The organism is Gilliamella sp. B3817, from assembly GCF_026536705.1.
In the GTDB taxonomy this organism is placed as follows: Bacteria; Pseudomonadota; Gammaproteobacteria; order Enterobacterales; family Orbaceae; genus Gilliamella; species Gilliamella apicola_I.
The window spans coordinates 52,475-65,277 of record NZ_JAFNNV010000001.1; the positions used below are offsets into that span (position 1 = coordinate 52,475).

The 12,803-nt window shown below is 36.8% G+C and carries 11 protein-coding genes; 6 read left to right on the forward strand and 5 right to left on the reverse strand.

What is annotated here, in order from left to right:
• Nucleotides 1-9: 9 nt before the first annotated feature.
• The 4 genes from J3U36_RS00230 to J3U36_RS00245 all read right to left on the reverse strand — a co-directional run bounded on the left by J3U36_RS00230 (nt 10) and on the right by J3U36_RS00245 (nt 3,166).
• Nucleotides 10-378: a hypothetical protein gene (locus J3U36_RS00230; RefSeq protein WP_267379354.1), complete on the reverse strand. Its 369-nt coding sequence runs from the start codon at nt 376-378 to the stop codon at nt 10-12.
• Between the two features lie 373 nt (nt 379-751).
• A complete protein-coding gene (locus J3U36_RS00235; RefSeq protein ID WP_267379351.1) occupies nt 752-1,282 on the reverse strand; it encodes a hypothetical protein in 531 nt (176 codons plus the stop codon).
• 139 nt (nt 1,283-1,421) lie between these two features.
• Entirely contained in the window at nt 1,422-2,309 is an 888-nt protein-coding gene (locus tag J3U36_RS00240; RefSeq protein WP_267351044.1) for an SDR family oxidoreductase, read from the reverse strand.
• Nucleotides 2,310-2,713: 404 nt separating this feature from the next.
• Entirely contained in the window at nt 2,714-3,166 is a 453-nt protein-coding gene (locus J3U36_RS00245; RefSeq protein WP_267379347.1) for a hypothetical protein, read from the reverse strand.
• A gap of 472 nt (nt 3,167-3,638) precedes the next feature.
• On the opposite strand from J3U36_RS00245, the gene ilvG reads away from it, so the two are divergent.
• From ilvG to J3U36_RS00275, 6 genes are all read left to right on the forward strand, one after another.
• A complete protein-coding gene (gene ilvG / locus J3U36_RS00250; protein ID WP_267379345.1) occupies nt 3,639-5,315 on the forward strand; it encodes an acetolactate synthase 2 catalytic subunit in 1,677 nt (558 codons plus the stop codon).
• 3 nt (nt 5,316-5,318) lie between these two features.
• Nucleotides 5,319-5,552, forward strand: a complete 234-nt coding sequence (gene ilvM, locus J3U36_RS00255) for an acetolactate synthase 2 small subunit (RefSeq protein WP_220215391.1) — start codon at nt 5,319-5,321, stop codon at nt 5,550-5,552.
• A 167-nt stretch (nt 5,553-5,719) separates the two neighbouring features.
• Nucleotides 5,720-6,649 (forward strand): branched-chain amino acid transaminase, encoded by a 930-nt coding sequence (locus J3U36_RS00260; RefSeq protein WP_267379341.1) that lies wholly within the window; start codon nt 5,720-5,722, stop codon nt 6,647-6,649.
• A 137-nt stretch (nt 6,650-6,786) separates the two neighbouring features.
• On the forward strand, nt 6,787-8,637 hold the full coding sequence (gene ilvD, locus J3U36_RS00265; protein ID WP_065557851.1) for a dihydroxy-acid dehydratase: 1,851 nt from the start codon (nt 6,787-6,789) through the stop codon (nt 8,635-8,637).
• 2 nt (nt 8,638-8,639) lie between these two features.
• Entirely contained in the window at nt 8,640-10,178 is a 1,539-nt protein-coding gene (ilvA, locus tag J3U36_RS00270) for a threonine ammonia-lyase, biosynthetic (protein ID WP_220215394.1), read from the forward strand.
• Between the two features lie 100 nt (nt 10,179-10,278).
• Complete coding sequence (locus J3U36_RS00275; RefSeq protein ID WP_267379335.1) at nt 10,279-11,259, forward strand: Gfo/Idh/MocA family protein; 981 nt, start codon at nt 10,279-10,281, stop codon at nt 11,257-11,259.
• 128 nt (nt 11,260-11,387) lie between these two features.
• On the opposite strand, the gene J3U36_RS00280 is transcribed toward J3U36_RS00275, so the two are convergent.
• Nucleotides 11,388-12,308, reverse strand: a complete 921-nt coding sequence (locus J3U36_RS00280; protein WP_220215396.1) for an L-lactate dehydrogenase — start codon at nt 12,306-12,308, stop codon at nt 11,388-11,390.
• Nucleotides 12,309-12,803 lie beyond the last annotated feature (495 nt).

Genomic DNA, 12,803 nt, shown 5'->3' on the forward strand with positions numbered 1-12,803 from the left:
GATTTGACGTTAATGGATAACATTTTTATTATTCAAGTAATAATCATATCGAATACCATCCATGAATATTTCTTTAAAATGAGCAATACCTTTGTTATCAGAACAATAAAGCTCAAGAATCTCTGTGCGAGATGATTGTTCAAACTCTGGTGAGGTTAATTTTACTTCTTCAATATTTTTTATTTCGTATTTATATATAAACTGATCGTTGTCCTTTAAAACATCCACTAACGTAAAATTCTCATCATAAACAATAGGAAATTGTTTTTTCATTGAATCAATAACTATACGTTGATTTTTTTCTTTATAGCTCCCACTATCACAACCAAATAGCGCCAAACTCCATACCAATAATGCAGATATTTTTTTATATTTCATGCTATTACCCATAAGTAAAATTAATATTATTTTGTTTTTTCCATTTTAAATAAAACAATTAATAAAAAAATAAAAAGTCCCTATATAATTTGAATGAGGATTTTAATTTATATGGTTAAATTTTTACAACATAAAATATATTCTTATTTTAATAGTAAGCGTCAATATCAATACACTGTGTTAATTAAACTTTAGGTAATAACCTGATCGTTATCTTCTATCATTAGAAAATCATCATTTAATTAACTAACATAAATACATCATTTTGAGTTGATAATCTTCATTTTTTAAAATGATATTTAGATTCACATCTTTCGCAATAAACAAAATAAAAAAAGGGCTATTAATAGCCCTTTTCACCTTAATCGATACTCTACAATTTACCATCACAATCACTTGGTTTTAAATTGAGTGTTAATGCGTTACTATTATTGATATAGTAATTATGTGTAGCACCTTCAGGGAAAGCAAGTCTTAATGCTTTCTTCATCAAATCTGTACTACAATAATCGGTAAGTAAATTATTTAATAATGTCTTTTGAGTATTCTCAACTTTTAAATCATCTGGCGTCACACCTTTGACATCATATTTATAATTAATCGTGTTGTTTTCTTTGGATACATCCACCAGCGAAGTATTCTGATCAATATTCATTGGTAATGTTTGTTTAATATTTTTAATCACCGCATCTTGTGCAAGATTATAGTTACCCTCTTTTAACTTATTCAATATATCGTTACTTTCTGCTTTTGCTTGTTCAAAATAATCTTGTGTTTTATCGCTGATATCTGCACCTGTTTGCTGTACTTTCTGTTTAATATCATCAACAGTCGATTTAGAATTATCACAGTTAACTAAAAAAACACCTAATAATGCAAGCATGATTACTTTAAAAAATTTCATTTTTTTGCCTTTATTCTAAGTTAAGTTTTAACACTATTATGAACAATGCATAATAGAACGTGATTTAAGATGTCTAGCTTAAAAATTTTTTGTAATAAAAGAGCCTGAGCAGCTCTTTTATCACGATATAAACATGAGATTAGTTGGTATGCTCACCACCCGTTACACCATAAGTTTCTGCAGTGGTATAACTTGACTCTTCTGAAGCTAAATGTACATAAACCCCTGCAAGTTCAACCGGTTGCCCTGCTCTTTTAAGTGGTGTTTCTTTACCAAATTCAGGAATTGCATCGCTGAGTTGTCCGCCACAAACTTGTAACGGCGTCCAAACCGGACCGGGTGCAACACTATTAGCACGAATACCTTTACTTGCTAATTGCTTAGCTAATGCTTTTGTAAAAGCGATAATTGCCGATTTAGTTGAAGCATAATCTAATAATGTTGGGCCTGGTTGGAAGGCTTGAACAGATGAAGTAGTAATAATTGTCGATCCTGGTTTTAAATAACCTAATGCCGCTTTAGTTACCCAAAATAGCGAAAAGACATTAATTTCGAACGTTTTGCGAATTTGCTCTGTAGTCAGATCCATAATATCAGCAACCGCAGTTTGTTTACCTGCAACCAATGTTAGATTATCTAACCCACCAAGTTTATGATGAGCTTCATCCACCATTTTTTTACAAAACGCTTCATCACTTAAATCGCCGGGTATCAATACCGCTTTACGTCCGGCAGCTTCAATAACTTTTGCCACATCTTCAGCATCTTTTTGCTCATCAGGATGATAATTGATCGCTACATCTGCCCCTTCTTTGGCATACGCGATTGCCGCTGCACGACCAATACCCGAATCGCCACCTGTGACCAACATTTTAAGACCTTCTAAACGTTGATGACCTTTATAGCTTTTTTCACCACAGTCAGGAATCGGATTCATCTCACATTGCAAACCGGGCGCTTTCTGTTTTTGTTTTGGAAATTTTTCATGATAATATTTGGTCGTTGGATTACAGGTTTGTTTACTCATAATTTTCTCCTAAGTTAAACACATACATGTTCATAAACGATAAATAACTTAAATAAAATCAATTAATAATGACAAAACCGTATAACTTGAAAAAAGTAGAAACGAATCAATTAACAATATTGATAAATAAGATGAATAGAGATAAAAAACTTAAATATTATTTTTAAAAATCATTAATCTGTGACGAACTGAATCAAATATAATTTTAACTGTGGCTGTCCATAAATAACGGGGCGAGAATACAATTTATCAATCAACAAGAAGAAAATGCATAGAATTTGATAAACGATCTCAGTTTAACAAATAAACGTTTATTAAGCCAGTACACTACAAATTAATCCCAATATTGCAAAACTTAATGACCTATGATTGTTTGATTAAAAGGATAAATTATCAATAAACGATCATTTATTTGTCTGACAATCATCCGGATTAAGTTCAACAATAATGATCTCTTCATTATCGATGAAGTAATGATAGTGGGCGCCATTTGGAAACACATTTTTCAGTTCTTTCATTTGTGGTACATTTTGGCAATAATCATCAAGTAAATTACTGCGTAAAGTATCAAGCGTCGACGTTAATAATAGTGCCTGTTTTGGTGTGTTTTTTACGCGGTATTTATAATTGATAATATTATTGTCAGCAAAAACATCAAATAGCGTTGTCAATTCATCAATTTCAATCGGTAACTCGTTTTTAACCGCATTAATTTCTAAATTTTGAGAAGCGAGTAAATCATTATTAGGTTTTGTTAAACTGTCAGCAGAGGAATGATTTGACGCAGTCTTAGCATTATCACAATTAAGTAACACAAAACCAAAACTTATTAACACTATTATCTTTAATATGTTCATACATATTTCGCCTTTTTTTTATTTTAAACGTGTATTTTTGATATTAAACAGGATAAATAAGCAGATAAAAACGATTAATGATTAACATTTATACACTAATCTTTGAAAAATGCCAATTAAAAACTCGTGTCATAATCAAATCTTTTTAGACATCAATCTTTATTATTTTAAAACTTCTTGCAATCGCAAAAGCAAGACTCTAAAAAAACCCAAAAAAACAGTTGAATTTTTTTCTAAAACGAGTATTTTGTTAAGAATACTTACTCAAAGAAACAAAAAAATTTAAATAAAACGTATGAATTTTTCACTTATTATCGTCCTCATCAACATTCTTGTCAGCGTGGTCATTATTCCAGCGCGGGGGCGTTCTTTGAGTTAAAAAAGCTTCATAGTTAACCCAAAACCCCCGCCCCAAAAAGCGGGGGTTTTTTTATGAGCAATGCAAATACCTGAAAAAAAGAGCGAGGAATAAATGTTAGGAACACAGTGGATAGTAAAAACCTTAAAAGAAAAAGGCGTTACCACCGTATTTGGGTATCCTGGTGGACAAATTATGCCTCTGTATGATGCCCTTTATGATGGCGGTATTGAACACGTGTTATGTCGTCATGAACAAGGAGCAGCAATGGCTGCTATAGGTTACGCAAGGGCGACAGGCAAAACAGGGGTATGTATTGCCACATCGGGGCCGGGAGCAACCAATATTATCACGGGACTTGCAGATGCTTTGATTGATTCAGTTCCAATCGTTGCAATAACGGGTCAAGTACCTAATAACTTAATCGGTACTGATGCCTTTCAAGAAGTTGACGTATTAGGTTTGTCATTGGCGTGTACTAAACACAGTTATTTAATTGATGATGCGCATGACTTACCCAATATATTCGAGGAGGCATTTACCTTAGCCAACTCAGGCAGACCGGGACCAATATTGATTGACGTTCCGAAAGATATCCAGCTTGCCAACTTAGATTACCAACAATATTTAACCAACCACACTTCTCAAAGTTATCTCAACAAATCAGAATCCTTTGTTATCTCTTCTGATGATATAAAATTAACTAAAGCGATGATTCAAGATGCCAAAAAACCCATGCTTTATATTGGTGGTGGGGTTGGGCTTTCTGGCGCGATATCAGAATTAAGACAATTTATGGAAATGACTCAAATTCCGAGCGTTTCAACCTTAAAAGGATTAGGGGCTGCTGATATCAATAATCCCTATTATTTAGGATTAATTGGCATGCATGGTTCTAAAGCAGCAAACTTAGCCGTGCAAGAGTGTGATCTATTAATTGCGTTAGGGGTACGATTTGATGACCGTGTTACCGGAAACCTGAATGAATTTGCTCGCCATGCTAAAGTCATTCATATTGATATCGATCAGGCTGAAATTAATAAATTAAAGCAAACGCATTTAGGGTTACAAGGCGATATCAAACAAGTCTTACCTTTAATTCACCAAACCGTATCGATAGAAGATTGGCACAAAAGAATAGACCAATTACGAAAAGCGTATCCAACTCGCTATGATCATCCGGGCGAACCTATCTATGCCCCAGCGTTACTCAAAAGCCTTTCTGAACAAAAAACAGCTACCACAATTGTCACTACCGATGTTGGTCAACATCAAATGTGGACAGCTCAGCACATGCAATTTAACCACCCACAAAACTTTATTACTTCTAGTGGACTTGGCACAATGGGATTTGGTTTACCAGCTGCCATTGGAGCTCAACTAGCAAGACCAAATGATTGTGTGATATGCATTTCAGGTGACGGCTCTTTTATGATGAATGTTCAAGAGCTGACCACAATTAAACGCAAAAAATTACCGATTAAGATTGTATTAATTGATAATCAACGTTTAGGCATGGTTAGACAATGGCAAGAACTCTTTTTCAATCAAAGATACAGCGAAACCAATTTATCTGACAATCCTGATTTTTTAATGCTGGCTAAAGCCTTCGATATCGACGGACAAAAAATTACCCAAAAATCAGAAATTCAAAGCGCCATCGATACGCTATTAAATTCAACAGGTGCCTATTTATTACATGTGTGTATCGATGAGCTTGAAAACGTGTGGCCTCTTGTTCCACCCGGTGCTGCCAATGAACATATGTTAGATAACAACAGTAAGGAGTAAAGGATGAGTAATAAAGATCAGCATCAATTTACTATCACCGCTTATGATAAATTAGGAACACTTGAGCGTATCTTACGGGTTATACGCCACCGTGGTGGTCACATTAAACAGATGCAAATGCAGACTAAAGATGATCAGATACTATCATTATCTTTAGCATTAACAACAAAGCGCCCTATTTCAGCACTACTTAATCAGATCGACAAATTGGTAGACGTGATATCGATTGAAATATAGTTATTTTCAATAATAAATCATGATGAAATAATAAGTTAAATTTATAAAAGTATACACTTTAGCAGTTAAACAAAATCGATAGTATAGTATAATGCTTGACCGTTTATTGTTGAAAGCACCGAGCTATATCTATGCTAAACAAAAGTAAAATTTAAGAGGAAATAAAAATGAGTTCTACAGCAAAATCGGATTATATTTGGTTCAATGGTGAAATGGTTCCATGGGCAGATGCTAAAATTCATGTCATGTCTCATGCTCTACATTATGGTACTTCAGTTTTTGAAGGAGTTCGTTGTTATAAAACTCATCAAGGCCCTGCTATTTTTCGTCATAAAGAACACGCACAACGATTGCTAAATTCAGCCAAAATATACCGTTTTCCTGTTCCTTACACGATTGAAGAAATCATGGAAGCAACGCGTCAAACTATCAAGAAAAATAACTTAGAAAGTGCCTATATTCGTCCTCTTGTATTTATTGGTGATGTCGGGATGGGCGTTAATCCCCCTGCTGGTTATAAAACTGATGTCATGATTGCCGCTTTCCCTTGGGGTGCCTATTTAGGTGAAGATGCATTAGATCAAGGAATTGATGCGATGGTTTCTTCATGGAATCGTGTCGCATCCAATACCATTCCGGCAGCAGCAAAAGCTGGGGGCAACTACTTATCATCATTATTAATTGGCTCAGAAGCTCGTGCTAATGGTTTCCAAGAAGGGATTGCCTTAGATGTACATGGTCATCTTTCAGAAGGTGCGGGTGAAAATCTATTTATCATTAAAGACGGTGTACTATTCACCCCTGTATTATCTTGCTCTGCACTTCCTGGTATTACTCGTGATGCCGTATTAACGCTTGCTCGTGATTTGGGTATCGAAGTCCGTGAACAAATTTTATCGCGCGAATCACTCTATTTAGCTGACGAAGTCTTTATGACCGGTACCGCTGCCGAAATTACACCTGTACGAAGCGTTGACCGCATTCAAGTCGGTATTGGACGTTGTGGCCCAATCACTAAACAGATCCAACAAACATTCTTCGGGTTATTTAACGGTAAAACAGAAGATAAATATGGTTGGTTAGATATTATTAAATAATATCTCAAAAAATCCGCTAACTAATACGGCGGATAAATACTTTTTGTAATGCGATGCACATCAAAACATGATGGACTCATCAAAATGATAAACCGATTAAATCGGTCGCAAGTATAATAAGAACTTGGGAGCAACAAATGCCTAGATATCGATCAGCTACCTCCGTTGAAGGCAGAAACATGGCAGGAGCGCGCGCTTTATGGCGTGCTACTGGCGTAAAAAATGAAGATTTTGGTAAACCTATTATCGCCGTCGTAAACTCATTTACTCAGTTTGTACCGGGACACGTCCACCTTAAAGACATAGGACAACTAGTGGCTAAACAGATTGAAGCATCAGGTGGTATAGCTAAAGAGTTTAATACCATTGCAGTAGATGATGGTATTGCAATGGGGCATGGTGGTATGCTTTATTCGTTACCTTCACGTGAACTTATTGCCGATTCTGTAGAATACATGGTCAATGCGCACTGTGCTGATGCGATGATCTGCATCTCCAACTGTGACAAAATCACACCCGGTATGTTAATGGCATCACTCCGTTTAAATATCCCAACGGTTTTTGTCTCTGGTGGCCCTATGGAAGCTGGGAAAACCAAGCTTTCAGATCAAATCATCAAACTTGATCTTGTTGATGCCATGATTCAAAGCGCCAACCCCAATGTCAGTGACGCAGACAGCAAAGCGATTGAAGAATCAGCCTGTCCGACGTGTGGCTCATGTTCCGGCATGTTTACAGCGAATTCAATGAACTGCTTAACCGAAGCTTTAGGGCTTTCGTTACCCGGTAATGGATCCCTCATTGCCACTCACAAGCAACGTGAACAACTCTTTTTAAAAGCGGCCAAACGCATAGTTGAAATTACCAAACGTTATTATGAACATGATGATGAATCTTATCTACCAAGAGCCATCGCCACCAAAGCAGCCTATGAAAATGCCATGTCACTCGATATTGCGATGGGAGGCTCGACCAATACCGTTTTACACTTGCTTGCAACAGCGCAAGAAGGTGAAATTGATTTTACGATGTCAGATATCGATCGACTATCTCGTAAAGTACCGCATCTGTGTAAAGTTGCGCCAAGTACAGCAAAATACCACATGGAAGATGTACACAGGGCGGGCGGTGTGGTATCCATCATGTCAGAACTTGACAAAGCAGGACTACTAAATCGCAATGTTCACAATGTGCTAGGACTGTCATTACAAGAAACCTTTGCACAATATGACATTACGCAAACCCAAGATGAAGAAGTAAAAAAAATGTATCGCAGTGGGCCGGCTGGCATCCGTACAACGAAAGCATTTTCACAAGATTGTTATTGGGACACACTGGATGACGATCGGGAAAATGGTTGTATTCGTGACAAAGCGCATGCTTATAGCCAAGACGGCGGACTTGCCACACTCTATGGTAATGTTGCCCAAGATGGTGCTATCGTAAAAACGGCCAGTGTTGCCGCTGAAAATCTTGTGTTTAGAGGGCCTGCAAAAGTATTTGAAAGCCAAGAAGATGCAGTTGATGCCATTTTAGGTGGAAAAATAGTAGAAGGTGATGTCGTTGTGATCATCTATGAAGGCCCAAAAGGTGGGCCGGGAATGCAAGAAATGCTCTACCCTACCAGCTATTTAAAATCAATGGGACTTGGTAAAGCTTGTGCACTCATTACTGACGGTAGATTTTCAGGCGGATCATCAGGCTTATCCATTGGACATATTTCACCAGAAGCGGCTAACGGTGGCGTAATTGGTCTGGTACGTGATGGCGATATTATCGATATTGACATTCCTAATCGAAAATTAGTTTTAGATGTGCCTGAAGATGAACTAGAACGTCGTCGGGTGGCAGAGCTCACTCGTGGCGACAAAGCATTTACCCCTCATAATCGTGACCGCTATGTGTCGTTTGCCCTAAAAGCTTACGCAAGTTTAGCGACCAGTGCTGATAAAGGTGCTGTCCGCGATAAAAGTAAACTAGGTGGCTAAAAGTGAAACAACAAACAATACTGACTGGTGCTGATTATTTAAAAGCAACGCTTTGCAGTGCCGTATATGATGTGGCGCAAGTCACACCGCTGGAAAAAATGGATAAACTATCTGCCAGACTAAACAATCAGATATTTGTCAAACGTGAAGATCGTCAGCTAGTGCACAGTTTTAAAATTCGAGGTGCACAAGCGATGATCGCCAGCCTTTCCCCAGAAGAGCGACAATGTGGCGTTATTGCTGCTTCAGCTGGAAACCACGCACAAGGTGTGGCATTTTCAGCTAGCAAATTAGGTATAAAATCGCTCATTGTTATGCCGTTAACGACAGCGGACATCAAAGTGGAAGCAGTAAAAGGATTCGGTGGTGAAGTTTTACTTTATGGTGCGAATTTTGACGAAGCCAAAGCCAAAGCCTTAGAATTAGCCAAAGAACAACGACGCATTTTTATTCCCCCTTTTGATCACCCACTGGTGATTGCCGGACAAGGCAGTATTGCCATGGAACTGTTGCAACAAAATGCCAAACTCGATCGCATATTTGTCCCCGTTGGCGGTGGTGGACTTGCAGCAGGTGTGGCAGTCCTAATTAAACAAATTATGCCATCGATTAAAGTCATTGCAGTTGAACCTGAAGATGCAGCCTGTTTAAAAGCCGCCTTAGATGCAGGTCACCCAGTTGATTTAAATCGAGTAGGTTTATTTGCTGAAGGGGTTGCCGTTAAACGAATCGGTGATGAAACATTCAGACTTTGCCAACAATATATCGATGATATTATTACTGTTGATAGCGATGAAATTTGTGCGGCTGTCAAAGATTTATTTGATGATGTTCGTGCCATTGCTGAACCATCGGGTGCGGTCGCACTGGCGGGACTGAAAAAATACGTTGAAAAACACAATATTCAAGGTGAAAACCTTGCTCATATCTTATCGGGAGCTAATTTAAACTTCCATAATTTACGTTATGTGTCAGAACGCTGTGAATTGGGTGAAAAACGAGAAGTCTTAATCGCCGTGACGATTCCAGAGAAAAAAGGCAGTTTCCTAAAATTTTGTCAGATCTTGGGGGGGCGTTCAGTCACCGAATTCAATTACCGCTATCATGATGAAGAATCGGCATGCATATTTGTAGGTGTTAAAATCACTAAAAATAGTGAAAAAGATGACATCATGCAACAACTCACTTCAGCCGGTTATCCCGTGGTTGACCTGACTGATGATGAAATGGCTAAATTGCATGTTCGCTATATGATTGGTGGCAAGCCTTGTCAGCCAATTCAAGAACAAGTTTACAGTTTTGAATTCCCAGAATCGCAAGGGGCATTACTCAAATTCTTACAAACACTTGGTACTAACTGGAATATCTCAATGTTCCATTACCGAAGCCATGGGACTGATTATGGTCGCGTTCTTGCTGCATTTGAAATTGACCAAACCAATAGCCATGATTTTGGTAAACACTTAACCGAATTAGGTTATGGTTTCCATAACGAAACTGAAAATCCATCGTTAAAACTCTTTTTAACCAATTCGAATTAAATAAAGGAAGACTATTCACTTTTACGGGCATTGATTAAAGTGAATAGTCCTAAATCTTAATCAAATAGTTTAAGCCTTCAAAAAAATAGATAGATTAACCATGATTAAATTAGCAACAATTGGAACCAATTGGATCACTGAAAAATTCATTGATGCGGCATTACAAACTAAACAATATCAATTAACCGCTATCTATTCCCGTGATATCGATAAAGCCAATGAACTGGCAAAAAAATACCAAGTTAATACGATATTTGATAAGCTCACCGAGCTCGCTCAATATGCCAATGTCGACGTTGTTTACATTGCCAGCCCAAACTCACTCCATTTTGAACAAGCCAAATTGATGTTGGAAAATAATAAAGATGTAATATGTGAAAAACCATTAACCTCGAATTTGATGGAAACCCAAACATTAATTAATATTGCCAAACAACATAAAAAACTTATTTTTGAGGCACTTAAAACCGTTTATTTGCCCAATTATCAATTAATTCGGGATTATCTTCCAAAGTTAGGAAGAATTCGCAAAGCACTACTCAACTACTGTCAATATTCCAGCCGTTACGAAAGTTATTTGAATGGCAATAATCCCAACACGTTTAATCCCACCTTTTCAAATGGTTCTATAATGGATATTGGAGTTTACCCACTCAATTTTGGACTAGGATTATGGGGATATCCCAATAAAATAAATGCCAGTGCGACAAAACTTGCGTCTGGTGTCGATGCGCATGGCAGTGTTTTACTTAATTATGACGATTTTGATGTCATCATTTGGCATTCAAAAGTCAGTAACTCTTACCTTCCTAGTGAAATTCAAGGCGAAAATGGATCACTTATTATTGAAAATCTTGCCACTTGTGAGCGCGTTATTTATCAACCAAGAATCGGTGAAAAAAAAGAAATCACCCTTACACAACACAATAATGATATGTATTACGAAGCAGAAGAATTCGCTAAGCTATATCGACAACGCAACGTAGATCATAACGGTTTAGCCTATTCGAAACTATCATCAACAATCTTGACTGAAATAAGAAAGCAAACAGGTGTGGTGTTTCCTGCCGATCAACCTTAAAGATCTTTAAAATATACAAAATGAAATAATAAGTTGCCAAACCTTTATAGCAGAACGCTAACTAATATTAGCGTTCTGGGTGATATATCCGTTGACTGAGTATAAAACAACTATCCGACCAAACACGCTTATTTAATATGTGCAATATAACCCTTAATAATCTCGACACTATTTTTAAATAACTGCTTTTCATTATCTGAAAAATCTAACTCAATAATTTTTTTAATACCATGCTGATCTAAAATCGCAGGCACACCTATTGCCACATCTTGATAACCATACTCCCCATGTAAAATACAACTTAATGCTAACGCACGATGGCTGTTAGTAAAAATATGCTGACAAATTTCAGTAATCGTACTGGCGATACCATATTCGGTACAATGCTTAAATTTAGCTATTTCAAAGCCTTTATTCTTCGCTTTGCTGCCAATATCATTAAAATCGATTCTATTTTTTTCGAGATGATTAAGGTTAATGCCATAAACCGATGAATGCGACCAAACGGGAAATTGTGAATCGCCATGCTCGCCAACAATAAACGCATCGATACTTTGTGGACCAATATCCATTTGTTCTCCCAATAAACGACGTAATCTTACTGTATCAAGCCAAACCCCAGTACCAATTATCCGATGACGAGGTAAACCTGATAATTGCCAAACTTGGTAAGTAATCGCATCACAAGGGTTAGTCGCCACTAAAAAAATCCCTTTAAAACCATTTTTCATCATATCGGGCACAATCGTTGCAACAATTTTTGACGTACCAGCTAGCTCCTCCGCTCGGCTTTTTTGCGCTAATCCCGAAGTAACCGTAATAATGGCAATATCAATATCAGCACAATCATTGGCATCACGTAAACTGACTTTAATCATGTTTTGCCGATAAGCAGCCGCATCTAATAAATCCTGAGCATGTCCATAAGCCCGATCTTTATTTACATCAACCAGTACAATTTCTTCACAAATACCACGATTAACCAAGGTATAAGCCGTCGTGGATCCCACATTCCCTACTCCAATAATCATGACTTTACGTAGTTTCATAATAAACTCCAATTATTTGAAAAATGAAATAAAATCAATAGAAATACAGATACGAAAGGGTTTGTTATCACAGCGTTAGTATTGCATATTCTTGTGTAAACGGGGAATAGTTTTATTAATCTGACTTGGCGGCACTGACAACAAATACAGTGAATTTTTTATGCAGAAAACATCAAACACAAAAGCTTAATAATAAAAAAAATTCTTTTTCTTATTAACAACCAGGACTTGAGCTTAGTATTCTAAAACCAAGAACAGAGTTGTTGAACAATCTAGGGGGCAGATAATCGCATTATCATTTCTCTGTTTGAGTTATATAATATAGGTATCAATCCGAATATTATTCAGAATACTCAGCCTTTGTTAAAAAATAGATATATAGATTCATTTATTATACATGAAAATATAGTTAATAAATTAAAGCGATTTTATAGACTGTTAATATTTATCAAAATATAATGCCTTCAGCTGGCTAAAAACACCAATAACACAATA

What these genes read in the sequence shown, in the direction of transcription:
- J3U36_RS00230 (WP_267379354.1), bottom strand. Translation starts at nt 378, where the DNA reads ATGAAATATAAAAAAATATCTGCATTATTGGTATGGAGTTTGGCGCTA.
- J3U36_RS00235 (WP_267379351.1), bottom strand. Translation starts at nt 1,282, where the DNA reads ATGAAATTTTTTAAAGTAATCATGCTTGCATTATTAGGTGTTTTTTTA.
- J3U36_RS00240 (WP_267351044.1), bottom strand. Translation starts at nt 2,309, where the DNA reads ATGAGTAAACAAACCTGTAATCCAACGACCAAATATTATCATGAAAAA.
- J3U36_RS00245 (WP_267379347.1), bottom strand. Translation starts at nt 3,166, where the DNA reads ATGAACATATTAAAGATAATAGTGTTAATAAGTTTTGGTTTTGTGTTA.
- ilvG (WP_267379345.1), top strand. Translation starts at nt 3,639, where the DNA reads ATGTTAGGAACACAGTGGATAGTAAAAACCTTAAAAGAAAAAGGCGTT.
- ilvM (WP_220215391.1), top strand. Translation starts at nt 5,319, where the DNA reads ATGAGTAATAAAGATCAGCATCAATTTACTATCACCGCTTATGATAAA.
- J3U36_RS00260 (WP_267379341.1), top strand. Translation starts at nt 5,720, where the DNA reads ATGAGTTCTACAGCAAAATCGGATTATATTTGGTTCAATGGTGAAATG.
- ilvD (WP_065557851.1), top strand. Translation starts at nt 6,787, where the DNA reads ATGCCTAGATATCGATCAGCTACCTCCGTTGAAGGCAGAAACATGGCA.
- J3U36_RS00275 (WP_267379335.1), top strand. Translation starts at nt 10,279, where the DNA reads ATGATTAAATTAGCAACAATTGGAACCAATTGGATCACTGAAAAATTC.
- J3U36_RS00280 (WP_220215396.1), bottom strand. Translation starts at nt 12,308, where the DNA reads ATGAAACTACGTAAAGTCATGATTATTGGAGTAGGGAATGTGGGATCC.